The organism is Streptomyces sp. NPDC059875 (assembly GCF_042731085.1).
GTDB lineage: Bacteria > Actinomycetota > Actinomycetes > Streptomycetales > Streptomycetaceae > Streptomyces.
In genome coordinates this window covers 257,073-282,647 of sequence record NZ_JBHWJZ010000004.1, presented here as the reverse complement: position 1 = coordinate 282,647, position 25,575 = coordinate 257,073, and the positions used below count along the sequence as shown (strand labels likewise).

Annotated in this window: 25 protein-coding genes, 1 tRNA gene and 1 riboswitch; of the genes, 12 read left to right on the top strand and 14 right to left on the bottom strand. The window is 70.8% G+C overall.

Going from position 1 to position 25,575, the window contains the following annotated elements; translation table 11 throughout:
• Window positions 1-134 precede the first annotated feature (134 nt).
• From ACFV9D_RS07180 to ACFV9D_RS07165, 4 genes are read left to right on the top strand one after another with little or no spacing between them, the layout of a single operon-like run.
• Entirely contained in the window at window positions 135-542 is a 408-nt protein-coding gene (locus tag ACFV9D_RS07180) for a hypothetical protein (RefSeq protein ID WP_385142180.1), read from the top strand.
• The gene (locus ACFV9D_RS07175) at window positions 539-1,297 is read left to right on the top strand and encodes a transcriptional regulator (RefSeq protein WP_385142177.1); all 759 of its coding nucleotides are present in this window, start codon (window positions 539-541) and stop codon (window positions 1,295-1,297) included. The genes ACFV9D_RS07180 and ACFV9D_RS07175 overlap by 4 nt, the downstream gene beginning before the upstream one ends.
• A 41-nt stretch (window positions 1,298-1,338) precedes the next feature.
• Complete coding sequence (locus tag ACFV9D_RS07170) at window positions 1,339-1,731, top strand: roadblock/LC7 domain-containing protein (RefSeq protein WP_385142174.1); 393 nt, start codon at window positions 1,339-1,341, stop codon at window positions 1,729-1,731.
• A 49-nt stretch (window positions 1,732-1,780) separates the two neighbouring features.
• Window positions 1,781-2,152, top strand: a complete 372-nt coding sequence (locus tag ACFV9D_RS07165; protein WP_385142171.1) for a hypothetical protein — start codon at window positions 1,781-1,783, stop codon at window positions 2,150-2,152.
• Window positions 2,153-2,205: 53 nt separating this feature from the next.
• Here the strand turns inward: ACFV9D_RS07165 and ACFV9D_RS07160 are convergent, their stop codons facing one another.
• On the bottom strand, window positions 2,206-3,069 hold the full coding sequence (locus ACFV9D_RS07160) for a MurR/RpiR family transcriptional regulator (protein ID WP_385142168.1): 864 nt from the start codon (window positions 3,067-3,069) through the stop codon (window positions 2,206-2,208).
• 96 nt (window positions 3,070-3,165) lie between these two features.
• On the opposite strand from ACFV9D_RS07160, the gene ACFV9D_RS07155 reads away from it, so the two are divergent.
• On the top strand, window positions 3,166-3,552 hold the full coding sequence (locus tag ACFV9D_RS07155; protein WP_385142166.1) for a hypothetical protein: 387 nt from the start codon (window positions 3,166-3,168) through the stop codon (window positions 3,550-3,552).
• 404 nt (window positions 3,553-3,956) lie between these two features.
• Here ACFV9D_RS07155 and ACFV9D_RS07150 read toward each other — a convergent pair whose 3' ends face one another.
• Window positions 3,957-5,354 carry a cystathionine beta-synthase gene (locus ACFV9D_RS07150; protein ID WP_385142163.1) on the bottom strand — a complete coding sequence of 466 codons (1,398 nt, stop codon included), beginning with the start codon at window positions 5,352-5,354 and terminating at the stop codon, window positions 3,957-3,959.
• Between the two features lie 119 nt (window positions 5,355-5,473).
• Between ACFV9D_RS07150 and ACFV9D_RS07145 the strand changes: the two genes are divergently transcribed.
• The 3 genes from ACFV9D_RS07145 (at window position 5,474) to ACFV9D_RS07135 (ending at window position 9,203) form a co-directional block, all read left to right on the top strand.
• A complete protein-coding gene (locus ACFV9D_RS07145) occupies window positions 5,474-6,475 on the top strand; it encodes an SGNH/GDSL hydrolase family protein (protein ID WP_385142394.1) in 1,002 nt (333 codons plus the stop codon).
• Between the two features lie 411 nt (window positions 6,476-6,886).
• Window positions 6,887-8,107: an acetyl-CoA C-acetyltransferase gene (locus ACFV9D_RS07140; RefSeq protein WP_385142161.1), complete on the top strand. Its 1,221-nt coding sequence runs from the start codon at window positions 6,887-6,889 to the stop codon at window positions 8,105-8,107.
• A gap of 253 nt (window positions 8,108-8,360) precedes the next feature.
• A complete protein-coding gene (locus ACFV9D_RS07135) occupies window positions 8,361-9,203 on the top strand; it encodes a hypothetical protein (protein ID WP_385142391.1) in 843 nt (280 codons plus the stop codon).
• Window positions 9,204-9,216: 13 nt separating this feature from the next.
• Here the strand turns inward: ACFV9D_RS07135 and ACFV9D_RS07130 are convergent, their stop codons facing one another.
• The gene (locus tag ACFV9D_RS07130) at window positions 9,217-9,546 is read right to left on the bottom strand and encodes a hypothetical protein (protein WP_385142158.1); all 330 of its coding nucleotides are present in this window, start codon (window positions 9,544-9,546) and stop codon (window positions 9,217-9,219) included.
• Window positions 9,547-9,646: 100 nt separating this feature from the next.
• Between ACFV9D_RS07130 and ACFV9D_RS07125 the strand changes: the two genes are divergently transcribed.
• Window positions 9,647-9,877: a DUF4287 domain-containing protein gene (locus ACFV9D_RS07125; RefSeq protein ID WP_331919624.1), complete on the top strand. Its 231-nt coding sequence runs from the start codon at window positions 9,647-9,649 to the stop codon at window positions 9,875-9,877.
• 54 nt (window positions 9,878-9,931) lie between these two features.
• On the opposite strand, the gene ACFV9D_RS07120 is transcribed toward ACFV9D_RS07125, so the two are convergent.
• Window positions 9,932-10,804 (bottom strand): alpha/beta fold hydrolase, encoded by an 873-nt coding sequence (locus ACFV9D_RS07120; protein ID WP_385142154.1) that lies wholly within the window; start codon window positions 10,802-10,804, stop codon window positions 9,932-9,934.
• Window positions 10,805-10,905: 101 nt separating this feature from the next.
• Between ACFV9D_RS07120 and ACFV9D_RS07115 the strand changes: the two genes are divergently transcribed.
• Window positions 10,906-11,469 carry a TetR/AcrR family transcriptional regulator gene (locus ACFV9D_RS07115; RefSeq protein ID WP_385142151.1) on the top strand — a complete coding sequence of 188 codons (564 nt, stop codon included), beginning with the start codon at window positions 10,906-10,908 and terminating at the stop codon, window positions 11,467-11,469.
• Window positions 11,470-11,534: 65 nt separating this feature from the next.
• Here the strand turns inward: ACFV9D_RS07115 and ACFV9D_RS07110 are convergent, their stop codons facing one another.
• Window positions 11,535-12,419: a Bax inhibitor-1/YccA family protein gene (locus ACFV9D_RS07110; protein ID WP_385142148.1), complete on the bottom strand. Its 885-nt coding sequence runs from the start codon at window positions 12,417-12,419 to the stop codon at window positions 11,535-11,537.
• Between the two features lie 132 nt (window positions 12,420-12,551).
• A tRNA-Leu gene (locus ACFV9D_RS07105) sits at window positions 12,552-12,633 on the bottom strand.
• A 410-nt stretch (window positions 12,634-13,043) separates the two neighbouring features.
• Between ACFV9D_RS07105 and ACFV9D_RS07100 the strand changes: the two genes are divergently transcribed.
• Together ACFV9D_RS07100 and ACFV9D_RS07095 are read left to right on the top strand one after the other, a co-directional pair.
• Window positions 13,044-13,814 carry an ABC transporter ATP-binding protein gene (locus ACFV9D_RS07100; protein WP_385142145.1) on the top strand — a complete coding sequence of 257 codons (771 nt, stop codon included), beginning with the start codon at window positions 13,044-13,046 and terminating at the stop codon, window positions 13,812-13,814.
• 92 nt (window positions 13,815-13,906) lie between these two features.
• Window positions 13,907-16,438, top strand: a complete 2,532-nt coding sequence (locus tag ACFV9D_RS07095; protein ID WP_385142142.1) for an ABC transporter permease — start codon at window positions 13,907-13,909, stop codon at window positions 16,436-16,438.
• Between the two features lie 68 nt (window positions 16,439-16,506).
• Here the strand turns inward: ACFV9D_RS07095 and ACFV9D_RS07090 are convergent, their stop codons facing one another.
• The 8 genes from ACFV9D_RS07090 to ACFV9D_RS07055 all read right to left on the bottom strand — a co-directional run bounded on the left by ACFV9D_RS07090 (window position 16,507) and on the right by ACFV9D_RS07055 (window position 25,569).
• Window positions 16,507-17,805: a class I SAM-dependent methyltransferase gene (locus ACFV9D_RS07090; RefSeq protein ID WP_385142139.1), complete on the bottom strand. Its 1,299-nt coding sequence runs from the start codon at window positions 17,803-17,805 to the stop codon at window positions 16,507-16,509.
• 192 nt (window positions 17,806-17,997) lie between these two features.
• Complete coding sequence (locus ACFV9D_RS07085; RefSeq protein ID WP_385142136.1) at window positions 17,998-19,380, bottom strand: NAD(P)/FAD-dependent oxidoreductase; 1,383 nt, start codon at window positions 19,378-19,380, stop codon at window positions 17,998-18,000.
• Between the two features lie 369 nt (window positions 19,381-19,749).
• Window positions 19,750-20,664 (bottom strand): exopolyphosphatase, encoded by a 915-nt coding sequence (locus ACFV9D_RS07080; protein ID WP_385142133.1) that lies wholly within the window; start codon window positions 20,662-20,664, stop codon window positions 19,750-19,752.
• Window positions 20,661-21,203 carry a DUF501 domain-containing protein gene (locus ACFV9D_RS07075; protein WP_385142130.1) on the bottom strand — a complete coding sequence of 181 codons (543 nt, stop codon included), beginning with the start codon at window positions 21,201-21,203 and terminating at the stop codon, window positions 20,661-20,663. Before ACFV9D_RS07075 ends, ACFV9D_RS07080 begins: the two co-directional genes overlap by 4 nt.
• 65 nt (window positions 21,204-21,268) lie before the next feature.
• The gene (locus tag ACFV9D_RS07070) at window positions 21,269-21,742 is read right to left on the bottom strand and encodes a septum formation initiator family protein (RefSeq protein ID WP_385142127.1); all 474 of its coding nucleotides are present in this window, start codon (window positions 21,740-21,742) and stop codon (window positions 21,269-21,271) included.
• Between the two features lie 96 nt (window positions 21,743-21,838).
• Window positions 21,839-23,125 (bottom strand): phosphopyruvate hydratase, encoded by a 1,287-nt coding sequence (eno, locus tag ACFV9D_RS07065; protein ID WP_385142124.1) that lies wholly within the window; start codon window positions 23,123-23,125, stop codon window positions 21,839-21,841.
• Between the two features lie 290 nt (window positions 23,126-23,415).
• A complete protein-coding gene (locus ACFV9D_RS07060) occupies window positions 23,416-24,111 on the bottom strand; it encodes a transglycosylase family protein (protein ID WP_385142122.1) in 696 nt (231 codons plus the stop codon).
• A gap of 3 nt (window positions 24,112-24,114) precedes the next feature.
• Window positions 24,115-24,290: riboswitch (cyclic di-AMP (ydaO/yuaA leader) on the bottom strand.
• Between the two features lie 265 nt (window positions 24,291-24,555).
• Complete coding sequence (locus ACFV9D_RS07055; RefSeq protein WP_385142119.1) at window positions 24,556-25,569, bottom strand: transglycosylase family protein; 1,014 nt, start codon at window positions 25,567-25,569, stop codon at window positions 24,556-24,558.
• Window positions 25,570-25,575 lie beyond the last annotated feature (6 nt).

Genomic DNA, 25,575 nt, shown 5'->3' with positions numbered 1-25,575 from the left:
TCCCAGGGGCGAATTCAAGCAAGCCGTCGGCATGTTCCGATGGAAAATGCCAGAACTCATCCCCCCGACCGGAACGTTGAGTAACGTCACCGTCACTGCCGTACGCCGCACGCCGCATCGGGAGGGGAACCCGCGTGCCCGGAATCGACGAGTGCCTGCTGGAGGCCATGAGCCTGCCGGGCGCACGCGGGGCCTGGCTGGTCGACTGGACCAGCGGGCTCGCCCTCGGCGCGGCGGGCGACTCGCCGGTCGGCGACCACGAGACGACCGCCGCCGAGGCGGCCGAACTGGCGCGTGCGGCAGCGGAGTACCACTCCTTCGCCACCGGCACCGCGCCGACGGACGACGACACGTTACCCAAGGGGCCACCCGTCGAGGACCTGATCGTCACCGCCCGCGGCGGCTACCACGTCCTCCGCTTCGTCGAGACGGCCTTCGACAGCAGCGTCTTCCTGCACCTGTGGCTCGACCGCGACACCGGCAACCTCGCCCTCGCCCGGATGCGGCTGCGCGACCTCGCCGAGAGGCTGGTCCTCGGATGACCGTCTCACCGATGCTCACCCGCCTCGCCGCCGAACGCGCGACCGGCGCCCTGCTGCGCGACCACGGCACGCTCTACCTCGTCGACGGCCGTGTCGTCCACGCCGAGAGCCCCGCCGCCCCCGGCCTCGACGTCCTGCTGACGGCCGGCGGACGGCTGCCCCGCGAGGGCTGGGACGAGGCGGTCAACCGCGCCGGCGCGCGCCGCGAGGTCGGCCGGTTCCTGGTGGACAGCGGCCGGCTGCACGACGGAGAGCTGCAGATCTGCCACCTCGGCGCCGTCTTCGACGCGGCGTTCTTCGCGCTCGCCCCCGCCAGCGGCCCGACCCGTTTCCGCTACGGCGTCGCCCACTGGTTCGGCCCGGTGCGGCCGGTCTCCACCGAGGCCGTCGAGCGCGAGACCGTACGCCGCCGTGAACTGCTGGACAGCGTCTGGCCGTACGGGGCCGTGGACACCGCCCCGGTCGCGCCCCGCGCGGCCGCCCCCGGGCAGACGGTGAGCCTGCGTCAGCGGGCCGTGCTGGCCGCCGCCGACGGGGTCCGCACCCCGGCGGACATCGCGCGACTGCTCGGCCGCCCGGCCTTCCACACGCTGCTCGACATCCGCCGCCTGGCGGCCGCCGGTCTCGTCGAGACCCCGCTCGAGCCGTTACCGGCCGACCCGCCCGCCGTCCCGGCCTGGGTCGGCGAGGTCGCGGTCGATCCGGACATCGCCCTGCTGCGCCGGCTCCGTGACGCCCTGGAGGCAAGTCTGTGATGAGGCGTGCCCTGCGCCTGCGCGCCGAGAGGAGACAACTGATGTCGGCAGAAGCCGAGGTGCTCGGCGAGCTGAGACGGCTGCGGGCCCGACTGCCCCAGCTCACCGGGGCGCTCGCCGCGAGCGCCGACGGCCTGGTCCTTGCCCAGGACACGGTCGCCACGGAGGCGGAGGCGGTGGCCGCGCTCACGGCGGCGGCTCTCGGCGTCGGTCAGCGGCTGACCGAGTCCACGGGGCAGGGCGGCTTCCGCGAGCTGCTGGTGCGCGGCGAGAGCGGCTATGTCGCCACGTACGCCGCCGGCGGCTCCGCCGTCCTCACCCTGCTCGCCGAGCCCCGGATCAACGTGGGGCGGCTCCATCTGGAGGCGCGGCGGTCCAGCGCCCGGATAGGCGAGCTCGTCGACGGGGCGCTGGAACGCAAAGACCTGAACTGAATCCCACCAGCGACACCGATCACCGATGCGAAAAGGAAGTGCGACACCCATGGCGAACACCGAGACCTCCCTGAAGGAAGCCGCCTCCATCGAAGGCGCCATCGGCGCCGCGCTGGTCGACTACACGAGCGGCATGGCCCTCGGCACGATCGGCGGCAGCAAGGAGCTCGACCTCAACGTGGCGGCCGCGGGCAACACGGACGTGGTCCGCGCCAAGGTCAGGGCGATGGAGATGCTCGGCCTCAAGGACGAGATCGAGGACATCCTGATCACGCTCGGCGGCCAGTACCACCTGATCCGGCTGCTCAAGGCGCGGGGCACCAACGGCCTCTTCCTGTACCTGGCGCTGGACAAGGACCGCGCGAACCTGGCGATGGCCCGCCACCAGCTGAAGCGGATCGAGGCCGAGCTGGAGATCTGATCCGCCGCTCGGCCACTCGGCCGCTCGGCTGCTCGGCTGCTCGCCTGCGGGGACTACTCGACGAACAGTCCCCGCGCCGCCGCCTTCGCGTCGAACTCCTCCAGCCGCGCCTGGGCGTCCGGCAGCTCGTCCGCCATCGCCTCCAGGAGCACCCGGCCGAGCAGCATCGGAGCGCAGGCCGTGTCGAAGGCGAGTCCGGTGCCGACGGCGGCGGGGATCAGCAGGTCGCTGTGGGCGGCGACGGGCGCGAACGCCGACTCGGCGACCGTCACGACGGTCAGACCGGCCGCCCGCGCGTACTCCAGCGCCTCCACGACCTCCCGGGGGTGGCGCGGCAGCGCGAAGCAGAGCAGGGCCGTGGCCTCCGCCCGCACGGCCGCGTCGATGCGGTCGGTGAGCATCGAGCCGGCCTCGTCGAGGAGGCGGATGTCGGGGTGGACCTTGGCGGCGAAGTACGCGAAGCCGCGGGCCTGCGAGGAGGCGGCGCGCAGTCCGAGGACGGGCAGCGGCCGGGAGGCGGCGAGCAGCCGCCCGGCGCGCTCGACGGGCGCGGGGTCGGCGAGCAGCTCGGCGAGATGGCGGAGGTTCTCGATCTCGGCGAGGACGGCCTGCTGGTACTCGTTGTGCCCGCCGACCTCCCCCGCGGGCTTCTCGGCCGGGGCGACCTCGCGCAGATGGCGGCGCAGGGCGGGGTAGCCGTCGAACCCGAGGGCGACGGCGAAGCGGGTGACAGAGGGCTGGCTGACTCCGGCGAGCTCGGCCAGCTCCACGCTCGACAGGAACGGCACGTCTCCGGCCCGGCGCACCATGCAGTGCGCGATGCGCCGCTGTGTCGGTGTCAGCCGGTGCCCTTCGAAGAGCGCCTGCAGCCGTCCGGCCGGGCTGTCGCTCACGCCGTCCCCCTTCCGCTTATTCATCTACCTCGAACTCTGCATGAAGATATGCAGGAGGGCAAGAAAAACGGGGGGTAGCCCTACCGACGCAGAGGGCCGGGGCTCTCTACGGTGGCAAGCATGGACGAGCTCAAAAGCGAACTGGACGCCACCCTGGATGCCCGCCGGGAGCTGGGCACGGAGTACGAGGCGGCGCTCGTCGAGTCCTTCCTCGGCAAGGTGGAGGACCGTTTGGACGCCACCCTCGACCGCCAGGTGCGGCGCCGGCTGGCCGAGCAGCAGGTGGCAGTGGCCCGCGGCGGCCGACCGGCCGGATCGGGCGTGGAGGGCTTCGGTGAGCGGTTCGGCTTCGGGATCATCTCGCTGATCCTGGCGATCCCGCTCTCCGCGATCGCCGTCACCCAGGCGAACCTGGAGGGCCTGATCGTCGCCTGGCTCGGCATCGTGGGCGTGAACGCCGTCCACGCCTTCCGGGGCCGCCTGCCGTTCAAGACCCTCGGCGAGTGAGCCGAAGGGCGCCGCGGGTGTCGAAAGGGAGACCGCGCGCAGGTCCCGAGGAACGTGGGGGTACCCCCGGACGAAGTCTGGGGGAGGACCGAGCACGATCGACCGTCGACGCACGCAACAGGGCGCCCGGAGGAGAACCGAGCCCTCAAAAAAGGGGAGAAGTAGCGCGGGGACCGCCGCACCCCCGTTACCGGGGGGCGGGACGACGGCGGTCCCCGCGAGGGACACGGGCCCGGGTCAGGGCCGGTCGCCGCGTCCGGCGGCGTCTGCAGGAGGTCCGGGAGCCGCTCCGTAGTCCTTGACGCCGACAACAGCCACTGTGCCGGACGCGTGTTAAGCGGGTGCTGCGGGTACGTGTCGCGCTCGTACCGATTGCGCGAACGCCCGCTCGAAGAGGGTTCGGGCTACTTCGCGGCGCCCTTGGTCCCGCCGTTCGCCAGGAAGGCGAGCAGGTCCTGACGGCTCACCACACCCGTCGGCTTGCCCTCGACCAGCACGATCGCCGCGTCCGCCTCACCGAGGACGGACATCAGGTCGGCGACCGGCTCGCCGGAGCCCACCTGCGGCAGCGGCGCGCTCATGTGACGCTCCAACGGGTCCTCCAGAGAGGCCCGCTTGGTGAACAGCGCGTCGAGGAGCTCGCGCTCCACCACCGAGCCGACGACCTCGGCGGCCATGACGTCGGGGTGTCCGGCGCCCGGCTTGACGATCGGCATCTGGGAGACGCCGTACTCCCGCAGCACCTCGATGGCCTGACCGACCGTCTCCTCCGGGTGCATGTGGACGAGGGAGGGCAGGCCGCCCTCCTTGTGGCGCAGCACGTCGGCGACGGTGGCGGACTCGGTGTCCTCCAGGAAGCCGTAGTCGGCCATCCACTCGTCGTTGAAGATCTTGGACAGGTAGCCGCGGCCGGAGTCCGGCAGCAGCACGACCACGATGTCGTCGGGCCCGAGCTCCTTGGCGACCTCGAGCGCGGCGACGACCGCCATGCCGCAGGAGCCGCCCACCAGGAGGCCCTCCTCCTTGGCGAGGCGGCGGGTCATCTGGAAGGAGTCCTTGTCCGAGACGGCGACGATCCGGTCGGTGACGGACGCGTCGTAGGCGGTGGGCCAGAAGTCCTCGCCGACGCCCTCGACGAGGTACGGCCGGCCGGAGCCGCCGGAGTAGACCGAGCCCTCGGGGTCGGCGCCGACGACCTGGACCGTGCCGCCGCTGACCTCCTTCAGGTACTTGCCGGTGCCGGAGATGGTGCCGCCGGTGCCGACGCCCGCGACGAAGTGGGTGATCTTTCCGTCCGTCTGCTCCCACAGCTCGGGACCGGTGGTCTCGTAGTGGGAACGGGGGTTGTTCGGGTTGGAGTACTGGTCGGGCTTCCAGGCGCCGGGGGTCTCACGAACGAGCCGGTCCGAGACGTTGTAGTACGAGTCGGGGTGCTCGGGGTCGACGGCGGTGGGGCAGACGACGACCTCGGCGCCGTACGCCCGCAGCACGTTGATCTTGTCCGTGGACACCTTGTCGGGGCAGACGAAGATGCACTTGTAGCCCTTCTGCTGGGCCACGATCGCGAGACCGACACCGGTGTTGCCGGATGTGGGCTCGACGATGGTGCCGCCGGGCTTGAGAGCACCGCTCTCCTCGGCCGCCTCGATCATGCGCAGGGCGATGCGGTCCTTGACCGAGCCGCCGGGGTTGAAGTACTCGACCTTGGCCAGGACGGTTGCCTGGATGCCCGCCGTGACGTTGTTGAGCTTCACCAGCGGGGTGTTGCCGACGAGGCTGATCATCGAGTCGTGGAATTGCACCGTAATCTCCGGGGTCTCCGTAATGGTGCGTCCAGCGTATGCGTAGTCGGTGCGGGTTACGGGGCAGTTAGATCCTGAACGGCTTGAAGGAGGTGACTGCCCCCATGTCGAGGGCGAGGGTGGCACGGCGGATCGCGGCGGGCGCGGCGTACGGCGGTGGGAGCATCGGGCTGCTCGGTGTGGCGGCGGTGGGTGTGGTCCTGGCCGAGGTGCAGCTGGCGAAGAGGACGGTCGGGGGAGGGGTGGCGCCGCTGCCACCGGGGGCGGACGGGCTGTACGGCCGCTCGTTCGAGACCTCGGATCCCGCCTCGACCCCGCTTCGGCTGGCCCTTCTGGGTGATTCGACGGCGGCGGGTCAGGGGGTGCGCCGGGTGGGTCAGACCCCGGGGGCGCTGCTGGCCTCGGGGCTCGCGGCGGTGGCGGAGCGGCCGGTGGTGCTGCGGAACGTGGCGCTGCCGGGGGCGCGCTCGGACGACCTGGAGCGTCAGGTGTCGCTGCTGCTGGCGTCTCCGGCGGGGCCGCCGGACGTCTGCGTGATCATGATCGGGGCGAACGACGTCACGCACCGGATGTCCGCGACGGAGTCGGTGCGGCTCCTCGCGGCGGCGGTGCGGCGGCTGCGGACGGCGGGGGCGGAGGTGGTCGTGGGGACCTGCCCGGATCTGGGGACGATCGAGCCGGTGTACCAGCCGCTGCGGTGGCTGGCGCGGCGGGTGTCGCGGCAGCTGGCTGCGGCGCAGACGATCGTGGTGGTGGAGCAGGGCGGGCGGACGGTGTCGCTGGGGGACCTGCTGGGTCCGGAGTTCGCGGCGAATCCGCGGGAGATGTTCGGGGCGGACAACTACCACCCGTCGGCGGAGGGGTACGCGACGGCGGCGATGGCGGTGTTGCCGACGGTGTGCGCGGTGCTCGGCGTGTGGCCGGAAACGGACCGTCTGGAGCCGGAGCGTCACGAGAACATGCTGCCGGTGGCGAAGGCGGCGGCGGAGGCGGCGAAGGAGGCGGGTACGGAGGTCACGGGGGCGCGGGCGCCGTGGGCCCTCCTCAAGCACCGCCGCCGGCGCCGCCTCCCGACGCCGGAATCCCCGACCCCGTCCCCGGAGGAGGCCCACCGGCCCTGACGACCGGTGCGCGGCGCCCGCCCGCCCCCACCCCGTGTGGGCAATCGTCCCGCCGGGGCTGGGGGTCCCCCCGGACGAAGTCTGGGGGAGGGTGGGCACACGGGACGGCGCCCTTGCGGGCGCGTCCGCTCCGACCGGCTCCCGCACCACGAGGCACGTGCACCCTTCAGGGCCCTGGAGATCGGGGCACAAGGGGCAGAAGCGCCCGCAAGGGCGCCGTCCGTTGTGCCCACCCGTCCCGCCCTGCGGGACGATTGCCCACAACGGGGGGGCGATCGCCAGACCGCGGTCGCCCGCTGAGCGGGCGCTTAGAATTGAGGTCCGCGTCACACCGTCTGGGCGGTGACCCGTGCCGTACGTGCAGGTAGCTTCGCTTTCAGTCCGTCCACCCCGCATCCTCCTGGAGCCGTGATGCCCGAAGCCGTCATCGTCTCGACCGCCCGCTCCCCGATCGGCCGGGCCTTCAAGGGCTCCCTGAAGGACCTGCGGCCCGACGACCTCACCGCGACGATCGTCCAGGCCGCCCTCGCCAAGGTCCCCGAGCTCGACCCGCGGGACATCGACGACCTGATGCTCGGCTGTGGCCTCCCCGGTGGCGAGCAGGGCAACAACCTGGGCCGGATCGTCGCCGTCCAGATGGGGATGGACCACCTCCCCGGCTGCACGATCACCCGCTACTGCTCCTCCTCCCTCCAGACCTCCCGCATGGCGCTGCACGCCATCAAGGCGGGCGAGGGCGACGTCTTCATCTCGGCCGGTGTCGAGATGGTCTCCCGCTTCGTGAAGGGCAACTCCGACTCCCTGCCCGACACGCACAACCCCCTCTTCGCCGACGCCGAGGCCCGCACCGCCGCCGTCGCCGCCTCCGAGGGCTCCGCCTGGCACGACCCGCGCGAGGACGGCCTCGTCCCCGACGCGTACATCGCCATGGGCCAGACCGCCGAGAACCTGGCCCGCCTCAAGGGCATCAGCCGCCAGGAGATGGACGAGTTCGGCGTACGGTCGCAGAACCTCGCCGAGCAGGCCATCAAGAACGGCTTCTGGGAGCGCGAGATCACCCCGGTGACGACCCCGGACGGCACCGTCGTCTCCGCCGACGACGGCCCGCGCGCCGGCGTCACCCTGGAGGGCGTGCAGGGCCTCAAGCCCGTCTTCCGCCCCGACGGCCTGGTCACCGCCGCCAACTGCTGCCCGCTCAACGACGGCGCCGCCGCGCTCGTGATCATGTCGGACACGAAGGCCCGCGAGCTCGGCCTCACCCCGCTCGCCCGCATCGTCTCCACCGGCGTCTCGGGCCTCTCCCCCGAGATCATGGGCCTCGGCCCGGTCGAGGCCTCCAAGCAGGCCCTCAAGCGCGCCGGCCTGACCATCGGCGACATCGACCTCGCCGAGATCAACGAGGCCTTCGCCGCCCAGGTGATCCCGTCCTACCAGGACCTGGGTCTGGATCTGGACAAGGTGAACGTCAACGGCGGCGCCATCGCCGTCGGCCACCCCTTCGGCATGACCGGCGCCCGCATCACCGGCACGCTGATCAACAGCCTGCAGTTCCACGACAAGCAGTTCGGTCTGGAGACCATGTGCGTCGGCGGTGGGCAGGGCATGGCCATGGTCATCGAGCGGCTGAGCTGAGCTCCGCCATGGCCGCCGGGCACCTCGGCTAACCCCGTCGCGTCCCAGCCGTGACCGAATCTCCCCCAGGATGTGACCTATGTCCCGGGGGAGAGTCATTCCCGCAGGTCACAGCAGGAACGGGACTAAACACCTGGCCCAAATACCTGTCCATTTCGTGACGTAATGCACTGACAGGGGGCGCACTCCCACGGCAGGCTGATGTAGGAAGTCGGGGGATCGACTCGGAATCGGGAGTACGTCAGTGAGCGCCATGTCTCTTGCCCTGCTGGTGACCACGGCCGCCGCCACGGCCGTGGGCGCCGCCGCCCTGCACGCTGCCCACGGTCTCCGTAAGCAGGTCGCCGCTCTGCGTAGCGAACTCGCCACCGCCCACGGGGTGTCCGTACCCCATGCCCGCCAGACCCCCGCCGCCGAGATACGGGCCGCGGTGGCCGAGGCGCTGGCCGAGGAGCGCGAGCGCGAGCTCGCCGAGGCGCGGGCCTTCTGGGCGGCGCAGGAGGCGCGGGACGCGGCCGACGCCCCGTCGCTGCTCGGCGGCCTGGGCGGTACCACCGAGGACGGCCCCTTCTACGTGCCGCGCCAGGCCGACTTCGTGGGCCTGGAGGCCATGGCCCTGGAAGCGATGGAGGCCGAGGCCGCCGCGCTTGACGGCGCCGGCGCCGAGAGCGTCCTGGACGAGTTCCCGGAGCTGACCGAGTACGCCGAGGACTCCCCCGAGCTCGCCGCGGCCCGCCGCCGCCACCCCTCGCACCCCGACTTCGTGCCGGTCCAGACACCCGTCGTGACCGACCACGAGCGCACGGTGGCCCGCCTGGAGGAGCTCGCCGACACGCGCACCGCGCTGACCGACGTGCGCCCCGGGCCGCTCGGCACGCTGGACGTGTACGTCTTCGCCGACGGCACCACGCTCTGCATGACCCCCGGCCACCGGGAGACCGCGGAGCGCCTCGCGGAGGCCCTGAACGCCGGTCGTACGCCGGTCCTGCTCGGCGGTTCGGGTGTCTCGGGCGCGTACGCCCTGACGTTCTCCTTCGGGGAAGCGGACGGCGAGAACGTCTACATCCTCGCCGACCGCGTCATCGCCTCGCTGTAGCCACCGGGGACCGTCAGAGCCCCGACCGCTCGGCGGCCTCCCGCACCAGCCTCACGGCCTCGCCCAGTTCCCGTTCCCGGGAGCCGGCCGGGGCCGTTCGCAGAATCTCCGCCAGATCGTTTCCGGCCACCACAAGTTGGTCGGCCGCCGTGAAGACACCGGCGTCCGGCATGATCCGTCCGCCGCCCTCCGGCTCCTCGATCCGCTGCGCGCGCAGCGCCAACTCCCTGGCCAGCGCCAGCCCTTCGGCCGCGGCGCCGCGCTGGAGGCGGCTCTGCGGGGCGGCCCGCAAGCGGTCGGCGAACCGTTCGACGGCGGCGGTCAGTTCACTCGTATCAAGCACGACGCGACCCTACGCGCCCTCCGGAGAGTGTTGCCAACGGCCCGGCGCTCAGGCACGGTGACGGGAAGGAGCACACGGCAACACGCGTCCGGAGGCGCCGATGTCCCACGTATTCTCCGAAGAGACCCATCGCAACCTGCTCGCCCGCATCCCGCATTGCACCGGTCGTGAAGTCTCCGACTGGCTCCGCACCGTCGAGGAAGGCCCCTCCCTCGTCCGCTTCGAGGAGAAGGTGAGCTGGCTCCGGGGCGAGCACGACCTCGCGTACGGCCACGCGAAGGCGATCATCCACGAGTACGACCTCCGCAGGGCGGCCCGCCGGCTGCTCTGACGTCACGCGAAGGGCCCGCCCGTGCGGGCCCTCACGCCACACCTCGGCGCCGGCTCACCTCGCGCGCCGGTCCAGGAAGTCGCGGACCAGCGCGGCGATCTCCTCGCCGTGCGTCTCCAGGGCGAAGTGCCCGGCGTCGAGGAGGTGGATCTCCGCGTCCGGCAGGTCCCGCGCGAACGCCTCGGCGCCCGCGGGCCCGAAGATCTCGTCGCCGCGGCCCCAGGCGGCCAGCAGCGGGGGCCGGTGGGTGCGGAAGTACTCCTGGAAAACCGGGTAGCCGTCCAGGTTGAACTGGTAGTCCCAGAAGAGCTGGAGCTGGATCTCCTTGTTGCCGGGCCGGTCCAGGCCCGCCTGGTCCAGGGTCCAGGTCTCCGGCCCGACGCGGTCGAGGCGGTCGGCCGGGACGCCGTGGGTGTACTGCCAGCGCGTCGCCTCGACGGTCAGCAGCTCGCGCACGGCGGCCTCGTTGGCCTCCCGGTCCTTGGCGTGCGCGAAGAGCACGTCCCAGAAGGGCGTGAAGCCCTCCAGGTAGGCGTTGCCGCTCTGGGTGACGATCGCGGTGACCCGCTCGGGGTTCCGCGCGGCGATCCGCAGTCCGATCGGGGCTCCGTAGTCCTGGACGTAGAGCGCGAAGCGGTCGATCCCGAGCCGGTCGAGCAGCTTCAGGGTGACCGCGGTGAGGGTCTCGAAGCTGTAGTCGAAGGCGTCGACGGCGGGCGCGGACGAGGCGCCGAAGCCGATGTGGTCGGGCGCGATCAGGTGGTACGTGTCGGCCAGCTCGGCCATCAGCCCGCGGTACATGTGCGAGCTGGACGGGAAGCCGTGCAGCAGCACGAGTACGGGGCGGCTCGGGTCGCCGGCCTCCCGGTAGAAGACGTCGAGCCCGTCGATCGTCTCCGTGTGGGCGCGCAGGGCGAATGCGGACATGGTGGGGCCTTCCCGTTCAGACCGGGAGGGAGAACGATCGTTCTCCCCATGCCCTGTAGAGTAGGAGAACGATGGTTCTCCAGGCAAGGGGTGATCGGACGATGGACACGGAATCCGCCGAGCTGCGACTCCTGGAGGCCGCCGAGACGCTCTTCGACGAGCGCGGGGTGCAGGCGGTCGGCATGGACGCCATCCGCACCGCGTCCGGCGTCTCCCTCAAGCGCCTCTACCAGCTCTACCCGTCCAAGGACCATCTGGTGTGGGCCGTCCTCAACCGCCGCGACGCGGCCGTGCGGGAGGCCATCGCCGCCCACGGCACGCGCCACGCCACCACCCCGTACGAGCGCGCCCTGGCGGTCTTCGACTACCTCGGGGACTGGTTCGCCGACCCCGGGTTCCGCGGCTGCGCCTTCATCAACACCTTCGGCGAGATGGGCGGCATCTCACCGGACGTCGCCGACATCGCCCGCGGCCACAAGCAGGCCCTGCGGGGATACTTCGCGGAGCAGACGAACGCCCTCGGCGCGCCGTCGGAGCTGGCCGACCAGCTGGCCCTGCTCGCCAACGGCGCCATGGCCGTCGCGGGCATCAACGGCTCCCCCGAGCCGGCCGCCCAGGCGAAGGACGCGGCCCGGGTGCTCCTGGACACCGCACTCAAGGGCTGAGGAGAACGCGGAAGGGCCCGCCCGGCGGAAGCCGGACGGGCCCTTCGTCACACACGGGTGGTGCGTCAGTCGTCGCCCTGCAGGATCGACAGCAGACGCAGCATCTCCAGGTAGATCCACACCAGGGTCAGGGTGAGGCCGAAGGCCGCCAGCCAGGACTCCTCGCGCGGGGCGCCGTACGTCACGCCGTCCTCGACCTGCTTGAAGTCGAGGGCGAGGAAGCAGGCACCGAGGATGATGCCGATGACACCGAAGAGGATGCCGAGGCCGCCGCTGCGGAAGCCCAGGCCGTCACCGGCGCCGTCGAAGAGCGAGAACAGCGCGTTGACCGCCATCAGCAGGATGAAGCCGATCGCGGCCGCCATCACGAAGCCGTAGAAGCGGCGCGTGACGCGGATCCAGCGCATCTTGTACGCGATCAGCACACCGGCGAAGACCGCCATCGTGCCGAGGACCGCCTGCGCGACCACACCGGGCGAGATGTAGGTCGAGACCGCGGCCGAGATGACGCCGAGGAAGACACCCTCGAACGCCGCGTAGGCCAGGATCAGCGCCGGCGAGGCCTTGCGCTTGAAGGACTGCACCATCGCCAGGACGAAGGCCACCAGGGCGGCGCCGATGGCGATGCCGTAGGACTTGCCGAGGTTCGCCTCGTCGACCGGCAGCAGGAACCACGACAGGGCGGCGGTGACCACGACCGTACCGAGCGTCATGGCCGTACGGCTCACGACGTCGTCGATCGTCATCACATTGCCGCGCGTCTGCTGCGGGGCGCCGAGCTGGGTGTCCTGTGCGTACGGGTTGGTCGCGTACGGGTTCGTCGCGCCCTCGGCGTAGGGGTTGGTTCCAACGGCGGGGCCCCCGGCCTGCGGCTGCTGCGCGTTGAAGCCGGCGTAGCCGTTGTCGCGGCTGAACCCCCGTCGCGAGAAGACCGGGTTGCTGCTCCTCATCTCACTCCTCCATGGCCGCACTGCGCGGCCTTGCGTCAAGAGTAATAGGGAAGCAAAAGAAACTCCCTAGTGCTCGGGGAGGATCTTTCCGGGATCGTCAAAGAGGCCCGGCGGTCGACGGGGGGTGAGCTGTGCCCGGAACCGGACTCGAACCGGTACGGCCCGAAGGCCAGCGAGGTTTAAGCTCGCCGTGTCTGCATTCCACCACCCGGGCATGGCGCGCGGCTCCGCGTTGGCACATGAGCCTATCGGGACGCTTCCCCCGTTCAGCGGAACACTGGCCCGATGTTGTCTTATTTTATTGACGTCTGAGGGTGTGTCAGTGCAGGTGGGGGCCCATCTGACGAACTGTGACAGGGGTCGCAGGCGCAAAGGCGCGTACGCCGGAATGACGGAAAGTCGTCGCATCTATGTCACATCCCCCGGGGGGTACCCACCCGGACGGACGGCGGCCGGCGCTCCGGAGGGCGTCTCAGGGGTCCTGTCATACCTCAGGAGGAGGGGCGGGCCCCCCGGTCCGACTCGAGACTGCCCCAGGAACGGGCACGTGGGCGGACGCTCGCGGCCTCAACGCTCGACACGATGGAGTGGTTCCCGAACATCCCGCAGTGACAGGAGTCCCTCGTGACCACCACCCCCACCGTGTCCCGCGCCACCGCGGTGGCCGCCCGCGCCACGGATCTCTCGAAGGTCTACGGACAGGGCGAGACCCAGGTGGTCGCCCTCGACCGGGTCACCGTGGACTTCCGGCAGGGAGAGTTCACCGCGATCATGGGCCCCTCCGGCTCCGGCAAGTCGACCCTGATGCACTGCGTCGCGGGTCTGGACTCCTTCAGCTCCGGTTCGGTGCGCCTCGGCGAGACGGAGCTCGGCACCCTGAAGGACAAGCAGCTCACGCAGCTGCGCCGGGACAAGATCGGCTTCATCTTCCAGGCGTTCAACCTGCTGCCGACGCTGACGGCCATGGAGAACATCACGCTGCCGATGGACATCGCGGGCCGCAAGCCCGACAAGCAGTGGGTGGAGAAGGTCATCGACATGATCGGCCTGTCCGGCCGGCTGAGCCACCGCCCCGCGCAGCTCTCCGGCGGCCAGCAGCAGCGCGTCGCCGTGGCCCGCGCGCTGGCCTCCCGCCCCGAGATCATCTTCGGTGACGAGCCGACCGGAAACCTGGACTCGCGCTCGGGCGCCGAGGTCCTGGGCTTCCTGCGCAATTCGGTACGGGAGCTGGGCCAGACGGTCGTCATGGTCACCCACGACCCGGTCGCCGCGTCCTACGCGGATCGGGTGATCTTCCTCGCGGACGGCCGGATCGTCGACGAGATGCTCAGCCCGACGGCGGACGGCGTGCTGGACCGCATGAAGGCCTTCGACGCCAAGGGCCGCACGAGCTGAGGCCCCCCCCGGGGCTCCGCCCCGGTCCGCGGCCCAGCACCTTTCGATGTACCGCCCCCACCAGGGGCGCTCCCCTCCAGGACACACACACCATGCTCCGTACCGCCTTGCGCAACGTACTCGCGCACAAGGCCAGGCTGCTGATGACCGTGCTCGCCGTCATGCTCGGCGTGGCCTTCGTCTCCGGCACCCTGGTCTTCACCGACACCCTCTCCCAGGCCTTCCGCAACCAGTCGGCCAAGAGCTACGACGACGTCGCCGTCGCCGTCAGCATGCACCCGAGCCCCGAGGAAGCGGCCAAGACGCCCGGCCTCTCGCAGGACGTCATCGACCGCATCGGCAAGCTCGACGGTGTCGCCGCCGTCTCCGGGCGGGTCGACGGCTTCGCCGGCGTGCCCGACAAGGACGGCAAGCTGATCGGCGTCGGCTGGTCCAACAAGGGCACCAACTTCGCCCCCGGCGCCGACGGCAAGGACCGGGCGTACGACTTCACCCAGGGCGCGGGACCGCTGCAGGACGGCCAGATCGCGCTCGACCAGGACACCGCGGCCAAGGGCGGCTACAAGGTCGGCGACACCGTCCGCGTCGCCACCAACGGCCCGGTGAAGGAGTACACCCTCTCCGGTGTCTTCACCACCGACGACGGCGCGGTCAGTGCCGGCGGCAGCCTGGTCCTCTTCGACAACTCCGTGGCTCAGCAGCAGTACGTGAAGCCGGGCTTCTACCGGGACGCCACCGTCGTCGCCACCAAGGGCACGGACGCCGACAAGCTCCTCGACGAGGTCCTCAAGGTCGTCCCGAAGTCCGCCACGGCCCAGACCGGCCAGGCGCTCGCCGACCAGCAGGCCAAGGACATCGAGGCCGGGCTCGGCGCGCTGAAGCAGGTCCTGCTCGGCTTCGCCGGCATCGCCCTCTTCGTCGGCGTCTTCCTGATCGCCAACACCTTCACCATGCTGGTCGCCCAGCGCACCAAGGAGCTCGCGCTGATGCGCGCCGTCGGTGGCTCGCGCAAGCAGATCACCCGCTCCGTCCTCGCCGAGGCCGGTCTGGTCGGCCTGGTCGCCTCGGTGGTCGGCTACGGCCTGGGCATCGCGCTCGCCGTCGGACTGCGCGCGGGCATGAACGCCTTCGACCTGAAGGTGCCGGACGGCCCGCTGGTCCTCGGCACGACCCCGCTCGTGGCCGCGCTCGCCGTCGGCGTCCTGATCACCATGATCGCCGCCTGGCTGCCCGGCCGCCGCGCTGCGAAGATCCCGCCGGTCGCCGCCATGAGCAGCGTCCACGCGGCGGCGACCACGAAGTCGCTGGTGGTCCGCAACTCCATCGGCGCCGCGCTCACCGCGCTCGGTGCGGTCCTGATCGTGCTCGGCGCCGGCAAGGGTGGCGACGACGGCCGGATGTTCATCGCGGGCGGCGCCTTCGTCACCCTCATCGGTGTGATCGTGCTGATCCCGCTGCTCTCCCGCCCGGTGATCGCCGTGATCCGCCCGCTCTTCGTCGGCGCCTTCGGGGTCTCCGGCAAGCTCGCCGGCCTCAACGCGGTCCGCAACCCGCGCCGTACCGGCGCCACCGCCTCCGCGCTCGCCATCGGTCTGACCCTGGTCACCGGCCTGTCCGTGCTCGGTACGACGGTCGGCTCGGCCCTGGACAAGATGACGACGGACCAGATCCGCGCCGACTACCTGATCTCCATGGCCAGCGGCGAGGGCATGAACAAGGACGCGCTCGCCGCGATCGAGAAGACCCCGGGCGCCACCGCCGTCTCGCCGCAGCAGGCCGGCTGGTTCTCGCTGAAGGGCAAGGACGTCTCGGCCTCCGGTGTCACCCCCGGCGACATCGAGCGGCTCATCAAGCTCAACACCGTGAAGGGCTCGCTCGACTCGCTCGGCGAGGGGAAGATCGCGATCGCCGAGAAGACCGCGACCAAGCAGGGCTGGAAGGTCGGCGACACGCTGCCGGTCGAGTACGGGGACAAGCAGAAGGGGAAGCTGACGGTCGGCGCGGTCTTCGAGGACAGCGAGTTCGTCTCGCCGGTCCTGATCGACGCGGAGATCATCACCGCCCACGAGCAGCAGTCCTACATCCCGCAGATCTTCGTCTCGATGGACGGCGGCGCCTCGGCGGCCAACGAGAAGGCGCTCGCGAAGGCCATGGGTGACAACCCGGCCATCACCGTCATGGACCAGAAGGACATCCGTGACCTGTTCGGCGGCCAGATCAACATACTCCTGAACATCATGTACGGCCTGCTGGCGATGGCCCTGCTCATCGCGATCCTGGGCGTCGTGAACACCCTGGCCATGTCTGTCTTCGAGCGGCAGCAGGAGATCGGCATGCTGCGCGCGATCGGTCTGGACCGACGCCGCGTCAAGCGGATGGTCCGTCTGGAGGCCGTGGTCATCTCGCTCTTCGGTGCCGTGGTCGGCATCGGTCTCGGCTCGTTCCTCGGCTGGGCGATCGGCGAGACGTTCAAGAGCAGCCTGCCGGGCTACGCGCTGGTCCTGCCCTGGGACCGGATCGGGATCTTCCTGATCCTGGCCGGACTGGTCGGCGTGCTGGCCGCCATGTGGCCGGCCCGCAGCGCCGCGAAGCTGAACATGCTGGCCGCGATCAAGGCCGAGTAACCGCGGTACGCACGAGGCGAAGGGCCGGGCTCCCCGAACGGGAGCCCGGCCCTTCTCCGTACGTACGGCTACGGCTTCTCGTCCCACACCCGCGGCCGCAGCGCCACGCCCGAGGTGCCCGACTCCGGCGTCTTCACGGCGAGGAACTGGTTCACGCCGATGCGGTTGCGTTCGAAGGAGACCGCGGAGGCGGCCATGTAGAGCCGCCAGATCCTCGCCCGGCCGGGCGAGGTGTTCCGTACGGCCCGCTTCCAGTCGCCCTCCAGGTTGGCCACCCAGCGGCGCAGCGTCAGGGCGTAGTGCTCGCGGATGGCCTCCACGTCGCGGACCTCGAAGCCGGCGTCCTCCAGGGTGGTGAGCGTGCCGCCCATCGGGGCCAGTTCGCCGTCCGGGAAGACGTACGCGTCGATGAACGCGTCCACCTCGTAGGCCTCCTCGTCCGGTTCGGGGCGGCGGGAGATCTGGTGGTTGAGCAGCCGGCCGCCGGGCCTCAGCAGCGCGTGCAGTATGTCGGCGTACTCGCGGTAGCGGACCGCGCCGACGTGCTCGGCCATCCCGATGGACGAGATGGCGTCGTACGGGCCGTCCTTGACATCCCGGTAGTCCTGGACGCGGATCTCGATCCGGTCGGTCAGGCCCTCCTGGGCGATCCGCTTGCGGGCGTAGGCGGCCTGCTCGCGCGAGAGGGTGACGCCGACGACCTGGGCGCCGTACTCGCGGGCCGCGTGGATGGCCATGGAGCCCCATCCGCAGCCGACGTCGAGCAGCCGGTCGCCCTCCTTCAGGTTCAGTTTGCGGGCGATGAGGTCCAGCTTGTCGCGCTGGGCGTCCTCCAGGGTCCCGCCGTCCGTCCAGTACGCGCACGAGTAGACCATCGAGGGCCCGAGGACCAGCTCGTAGAAGTCGTTGCCCACGTCGTAGTGGTGACTGATCGCCTGCTTGTCGCGGCGCTTGCTGTGGCGGGAGCCGGTGCGCCGGCGCATCTCCTCGGCGGGCGGTGCGGGCGGCGGGAACGGCCCGGCCAGCTTCAGCAGGCCGCGCGCCGCGGCGCGCAGCTTCGGGTCGCGTACGGACTTCAGGACGCCCCTGGTCTCCTCCCCGCGCTCCCAGATCAGTCCGGCGAGCCGGTCGAGGAACTCGTAGAGGTCTCCCTCGACGTCGATCTCACCGGCCACCCAGGCCCGCGCGAGGCCCAGTTCGCCGGGCTTCCACAGCAGCCGGCGCAGGGCACGGCGGTGCCGGACGATCAGGACGGGGCCGTCCGAGGGGCCCGCTTCGCTGCCGTCCCAGGCTCGCAGACGCACCGGGAGCGGGACCCCCAGGAGATCCTCGGCGAGAGTGGTCAGCCGCAATGCGGCGTCGGCCATGGTGCACACCTCCGTGATGTCGTGCCCCAGAAATGCTCGTCACCACGTAAACACCCTCCGTAGGCGTTTTTCGTCCCGTCGGCGCGCAACGACTCGGCAAAACACTCGTGCGGAACACTGGGCCGGACATGCCGAAGGGCCGTCCGCACCACGGATGGCGGACGGCCCTTGCGGGGGTGTACTGCGGTGGAGCTAGGAGGCCTTGGCCTTCTCCTGGCTCGCGGCGGCGGCCGGAGCGGGAGCGGGCTTGGCGGCCTCGTAGAACTCCTCGCGCGGCGTCTCCATCGCTCCGAGGGAGACGACCTCGCGCTTGAGGAACATCGCGAGGGTCCAGTCGGCGAAGACGCGGATCTTGCGGTTCCAGGTCGGGACGGCCATGCCGTGGTAGCCACGGTGCATGTACCAGGCGAGACGGCCCTTGAGCTTGATCTTCATCTTGCCCATGACGATCATCGCGACGCCCTTGTGCAGGCCGAGACCCGCGACCGCGCCCTTGTTGGAGTGCGCGTACTCCTTCTGCGGGAAGCCCCGCATGCCGGAGACCACGTTGTCGCCGAGGACCTTCGCCTGGCGCAGCGCGTGCTGGGCGTTCGGCGGGCACCAGGCGTTCTCCACGCCGGCCTTGCGGGCGGCGAGGTCCGGGACCTGGGCGTTGTCGCCCGCGGCCCAGATGTAGTCGGTGCCGGTGACCTGGAGGGTCGGCTGGGCGTCCACGTGGCCGCGCGGGCCGAGCGGGAGGCCGAAGCGGGCCAGCGCCGGGTTGGGCTTGACGCCCGCGGTCCACACGATCGTGTTGGAGTCGACCTCGAGGCCGTTCTTCAGCACGACGTGGCCGTCGACGCAGGAGTCCATCGACGTCGAGAGGTAGATCTCGACACCGCGGCCCTCGAGGTGCTCCTTGCCCCAGCGGCCCAGCTCCGGGCCCACCTCGGGAAGGATCTTGTCGGCGGCGTCGACCAGGATGAAGCGCATGTCCTCGCGCTTCACGTTGGTGTAGTACTTCGCCGCGTCGCGGGCCATGTCCTCGACCTCGCCGATGGTCTCCGCGCCGGCGAAGCCGCCGCCCACGAAGACGAAGGTCAGCGCCTTGCGGCGGACCTCCTCGTCGGTCGTCGAGTCGGCCTTGTCCAGCTGCTCCAGGACGTGGTTGCGGAGGCCGATGGCCTCCTCCACGCCCTTCATGCCGATGCCCTGCTCGGCAAGGCCGGGGATCGGGAAGGTGCGGGAGACCGCGCCCATCGCGATGACCAGGTAGTCGAAGGGCAGGTCGTAGGCCTCGCCGACGAGCGGCGCAACCGTGGCGACCTTGCGGTCCTGGTCGATGGTGGTGACGCGACCGGTGAGCACCTCGGCTCCACGCACGACGCGTCGCAGCGGGACGACGACATGGCGCGGCGAGATGCTGCCTGCGGCAGCTTCGGGGAGGAAGGGCTGGTACGTCATGTACGAGCGCGGGTCGACGACCGTGACGGTCGCTTCCGCATAACGCATCTTCTTGAGAATGCGTCGTGCTGCGTACAGGCCTACGTACCCACCGCCTACTACGAGGATCCTGGGACGCTCCGTGGTGCTCATGCATCCGAGTATCCACCCCTCTCAGGGGGGTCGCTCGTGCGCCCCTTCACAAGGTCTGAGGGGACCTCTGCTACACTCCGCCGCCCACGTGACCTAGGTCATGGTCGTGCAAAGGAACCAGGGTGGTGGGGTGAACGTTGTTCACCCCTACTGAACTGGCCTGGAGAGCCGTCGTTAACGCTGAACCACAGGGTGCGTTCACACGATGGAAACAGAGTGCGAACGGGGCTCGGCGCCTACGAAAGAGCCCCGACAGGGGCGTTGGAGGCCCTAAAGGCCCTCCACGGCCCCCATCAGGGCCCTTTTCCTTGTGAAGAACTTCACGAACTTTCCCGGCGGACTGTTTCCGGACGTGTCGCCGGGTGCCCGTTATGCCACGGACAGTGCGATTCCGTCGAGGATGTCGTGCTCGCTGACGACGACCTCCCGGGCCCCGGTCCGCTCCATGATCTCCAGCAGGACGAGCGCCCCGGCGATGATCACGTCGACCCGTCCGGGGTGCATCACGGGGATCGCGACGCGCTCGGCGTGGGTGGAGGCGACCAGCGACCTGACAATCTCCGCGACCTTCTCGTACGGGATCCGGGAGTGGTGGATCCGCTCGGAGTCGTACTCCGTCAGCCCCAGCGCGATCGCGGCGACCGTCGTCACGGAGCCGGCGAGCCCGACCAGGGTCTCGGCCTCGCCGATCGGGACGGTCTGCTGTGCCAGGTCGAGCGCGGCCCGGATGTCGGCGCGGATCGCGGCGATCTCGGCGGCGGCCGGCGGGTCGCTGCGGACGTGCCGCTCGGTGAGCCGTACGCAGCCGATGTCGACGGACCGGGCGGCCTCGACGTGCTTGTTGCCGACGACGAACTCGGTCGAGCCGCCGCCGATGTCCACGACGAGGTACTTCTCGGTGCCGTGCAGCTCGCCCGTGGCGCCGGTGAAGGAGAACTCGGCCTCCTGGTCGCCGGTGATCACCTCGGGCTCGACGCCCAGGATGTCCAGGACGCCGCTCACGAACTCCTCGCGGTTCTCGGCGTCGCGGGAGGCGGAGGTGGCCACGAAGCGCAGCTTCTCGGCGCCCAGTTCCTTGATGACGGCCGCGTACGCACGGCAGGCCGCGAAGGTCCGCTCCAGCGCCTCGGGCGCGAGCCGGCCGGTCTTGTCGACGCCCTGCCCCAGCCGGACGATCGTCATCCGCCGGTCCAGCTCGATCAGCTCACCGGTGTCGGGGTGGACGTCGGCGACCAGGAGGCGGATGGAGTTCGTACCGCAGTCGATGCCCGCGACCCGGGTCATTCCGTGCCCCCCTCTTCCTTGTCGGCGCACGGGTCGACGCAGGGGCCCTTGGCCCACCACTCGGGCAGCATCGCGATCGCCTCGTCGCCCAGCGGGTTCACGCCGGGTCCCGCGGCGAGCGAGTGACCGACGAGGACGTGCAGGCACTTGACCCGGTCCGGCATGCCGCCGGCGCTCGGGAAGCCCTCCAGGACCTCGATGGCGTCGCGGCGGGCGATGTAGTCCTCGTGCGCGGCCCGGTAGGCGGCGGCCAGCTCCGGGTCGGTGCCGAGCCGGGCCTGCATCTCCTTCATGACCCCGTTGGCCTCGAGCGTGCCGATCGCGGAGGCCGCGCGGGGGCAGGTCAGGTAGTACGTGGTGGGGAACGGGGTGCCGTCCGGGAGCCGCGGCGCGGTCTCGACGACATCCGGGTTGCCGCACGGGCAGCGGTGCGCGATGGCGCGCAGACCCCGGGGCGGGCGGCCGAGCTGCGCCTCGAAGGCGGCGACGTCCGCGTCGGTGGGCTCGGTGCGTGCGGTCTGCGGAGGGGGCGTTTCCATGCGGCGTCTTCGTCTTCTCGTCGATCGGCGTTCGGTGGTCGGGGCCATCATCTCGCGTCGCCGCGCTAGCGGCGCGCGTCCGCGTGGTCGACGCCGTCCCAGAGGTTGGAGTACCAGGGGCGTTCGGCCGCGCCCTGCTCCTCGCGCCGGGCGCGCTCGGCCTCGGGGTCGTTCACGGTGAAGGCGGTCTCGCCGGGCTGCACGTAGTGCAGGTGCTCGCGGGCGAGGCGGCGGACGTAGGCCGGGTCCTGGAGGCGGGCCTTCTCGTCCCGCAGCTCCTCGACCCGGGCCGCGGCCTCGGCGGCCTGGCGCTCCTGCTCGGCGATCTCGCCGCGCTGGGAGACGTACTGCCGCATCGGGTAGGCGAGCGCCACCACCAGCGAGCAGACGACCAGGGCGAGGAAGGCCGCACGGCCGGTGAGCCGCGAGCGGCGGGCCTGACGGCGGGTCTGGGAGCGGTAGACACGGGCGGCGGTCTGCTCGCCGAGCAGCCTGATCCGGGTCGCGGTCGAGAACCGGTCCCGGTCCTTCGCGGCCATGTGTTCCCGCCTCCCTGCATACGTGCGTCCCCGCACACGGTACGGGACCGGGTGCGGGGACGTATGTACGACGGGGCTGTCGGCCCCTGGGCGGTGTCAGCCCTTGAAGCGCGGGAAGGCGCTGCGGCCGGCGTAGACCGCGGCGTCGTCGAGGATCTCCTCGATGCGCAGGAGCTGGTTGTACTTGGCGACGCGCTCGGAGCGGGCCGGGGCGCCGGTCTTGATCTGACCGCAGTTGGTGGCGACGGCCAGGTCGGCGATCGTGACGTCCTCGGTCTCGCCGGAGCGGTGGGACATCATGCACTTGAAGCCGTTGCGCTGGGCCAGCTCGACGGCGTCCAGGGTCTCGGTCAGCGAACCGATCTGGTTGACCTTGACGAGCAGGGCGTTGGCGGCGCCCTCCTCGATGCCGCGGGCCAGGCGCTCCGGGTTGGTGACGAACAGGTCGTCGCCGACGATCTGGACCTTGGTGCCCAGCTTGTCCGTGAGGACCTTCCAGCCGGCCCAGTCGTCCTCGAACAGCGGGTCCTCGATGGAGACCAGCGGGTACGCGGAGACGAGCTCCTCGTAGTACTCGGTCATCTCGGCGGCCGAGCGGGACTTGCCCTCGAACTCGTACGAGCCGTCCTTGTAGAACTCGGACGCGGCGACGTCGAGCGCCAGCGCGATGTCCTTGCCCGGGACGTAACCGGCCTGCTTGATGGCCTCGAGGATGAGGTCGAGCGCCTCGCGGTTGGAGTCCAGGTTCGGGGCGAAGCCGCCCTCGTCGCCGAGGCCGGTGGACAGGCCCTTGGTCTTCAGGACGGACTTGAGGGTGTGGTAGACCTCGGTGCCCCAGCGCAGGGCCTCGGAGAAGGACTCCGCGCCGATCGGGGCGATCATGAACTCCTGGATGTCCACGTTGGAGTCGGCGTGCGAGCCGCCGTTCAGGATGTTCATCATCGGAACGGGCAGCAGGTGCGCGTTCGGGCCGCCCAGGTAGCGGAAGAGCGGGAGGTCGGAGGCCTCGGAGGCGGCGTGCGCGACGGCGAGGGAGACGCCGAGGATGGCGTTGGCGCCGAGCGAGGCCTTGTTGTCGGTGGCGTCCAGGTCGAACATGGCCTGGTCGATGAGGCGCTGCTCGGTGGCGTCGTAGCCGACGAGCTCCGGGCCGATCTGCTCGATCACGGCGAGGACGGCCTTCTCGACGCCCTTGCCCTGGTAGCGGTTCTTGTCTCCGTCACGGAGCTCAATGGCCTCGAACGCACCGGTGGAGGCACCGGACGGAACGGCAGCACGGCCGGTGCTGCCGTCGTCGAGGCCGACCTCGACCTCGACCGTGGGGTTGCCTCGGGAGTCCAGGATTTCCCGGGCTACGACGACGTCGATGGACGGCACGAGCATCTCCTTCTGGGATGTGACGCTAGATGTGACGCAAGCTGTGCAGGGTCGCTTTGGCCTTGCGACAAGAGCCTAACCGGCTCTGGGGCTCCAGCCAGCCGGGCGCCCGCCCCCTGGGACGAAAAAGGACCCAAGGGCATGCATCAGGGGACGAACGACCCCGAAGCTACCCTTCGGTAACGCGGAAACCCCGGCCCGACGCGCACGGGGGAAGAGCACGTCGGACCGGGGTGGTCACCGCGGGAGGGTCGGAGGGGCCGCGTGAGCCGCCGGACTCACGCGAACCGCCGGGCTCACTTCAGGTGAAGCTGCTGGCCCGGGTAGATCAGGTCGGCGTCCTCGACGACGTCCTTGTTGAGCTCGAAGAGCTTCTCCCAGCCGCCCTTGACGTCGTGGGCGGCGGCGATCTTGCTCAGGGTGTCACCGGCGACGACCTTGTACTCGCCGTCACCCTTCTTGACCTTCTTGCCGGTCGGGGTGGTGACGGTCTTCTTCGCGTCGGCCTTCGGCGCGGTCCGCTGCTCGCTGCGGGTCGTCGGCTGCTCGGCCTGACGCTCCTGCTGCTTCGGGGCGGCCGGCTGGGCCGGCGCGCTCTCGGCGGCACCACCGGTGTAGGCGGCGCTGGAGAGGCCCACGCCACAGCTCGGCCAGGCGCCCTTGCCCTGGCCGGCCAGGACCTTCTCGGCGACGGCGATCTGCTGCGACTTCGAGGCCTGGTCGGCGGTGGCGGCGTACGCGGTGCCACCGTAGGCGGCCCAGGTGGAGGCGGAGAACTGCAGGCCGCCGTAGTAGCCGTTGCCGGTGTTGATGGACCAGTTGCCGCCGGACTCGCACTGGGCGACGGCGTCCCACTCGGAGGCGGTGGCGGCCGAGGCGGACCCGGCGGTCATCAGCGGGGCGGCGACGGCGACACCGGCGACACCGGCGAGGGCGACGGCGCGGGTGGCCTTGGAGGGACGACGGTGTTTGCCCTTGGCGGAAAACAGCATGGGACTTCTCCTCACCGACGCCTGCGAGGTGAGCTGTCGGGTTCGGGCCATGTGAGTTGCCCGGCCGCGCGACCTAGCGCGCGGCTTCACCCCAAGCCGCTCCGTCGGCCGTCTGTCTCAACGGCCGGGGGCGGCACTTACCTTGGGTCCCCCGCTCCTGCCTTCGGCGCTCGACGCGACGACTGTTCCCATCGGCCGACGGCAGGATTCGGCGTTTCGGTCGACGGGGCCCGCGGTGGCGAGCGGTGACGACCGTAGACACAGACCTCTCCGAAGTTCAAAGACGTCCATTGGGGAAAAATCGGCCCTACTCGCTTCGGGACGAAGGGTGTTTACGCAGGTGAGAGGTGACGGAAGCAAAGTTTGCGGACGCGACACGCCAGTTGAGACAAAGAGACCCATGTCTCACTTGCACAGAACCGGACATACGACCCCGAACTACCCCTACTTCACGGGGAGACCGATCGTCAGATCGAGGCTCTGGCCAGGGAGGATGAGGTCCGGGTCGGCGCCCACCGTCGAGCGGTTGGCGTCGTAGAGGGCGCCCCAGCCGCCCGGGAGTTCGTTCTCCCGAGCAATGTCGGTGAGGTTGTCGCCCGGCTTGACGGTGTATTCGCCCGAAGTGCCCTTGGTGTCCGTAACGTCCTTGCCGGCCTCGGCACCCTTGCCGCTCTCGGCATCCTCGGCGCCCTCGACATCCGTTACATCCGCACTGTCCGGATTCGTCACATCCGTACCAGGGGTGGCGTCCTGTGTCGGTGCGTCAGTCGGCGAGGCGTGTCGACCCTTTTCGCCATTCTTGTCCGGATTGAGCGTCTCCTCCGGAGCTGCGTCGCCCCGGTGCTTGCCGGTGCCCGGCGTCGTCACCGGCGCGGAGGGCGTGACGAGCGTCTCGGGGGTGGTGCCCGGGGTCGGGGTCGAAGGCGGGGTGGCCCCGGGGGTGACGGGCGACTCAGGGGTGGCGGCGTCGGGCGTGGCGGCTTCGGGGGTGAGCGGGAGGCCGGCGGTCCGGTTCGACTCCGCGACGGGACCCGTGGGCTCCGCCGGCGTGACCGCAGGGCCCGGGTCGACACCGGGCGCGGCGCCGTCGTTCGCCAGCCCCGCGATCGGGGCACAGGTGGCCCACTGCGTGGACCCCGCGGCGAGCGCCTTTTCGGCCACCGCGATCTGCTGCGCGCGGCTGGCGAGGTCGGCACTGCTCGCGTACGACAGACCGCCGTACGTCTCCCAGGTCTCCTGGGTGAACTGGAGGCCACCGTAGAGCCCGTTGCCGAAGTGGGCGCTCCACAGGCCGCCCGACTCGCACTCGGCGACCCGGTCCCAGGTGGGGGCGTCGGCGGCGGAGGCGGAGCCCGCGGCGAGCAGCGGCAGCGCGAGGGCCGATCCCGTCACGCCTGCGGCGACGACGATGGCGGGGGCCTGGCGGGGTCTGCGGTGTCGACCGTTCCCGGAGCGCATGCGGAG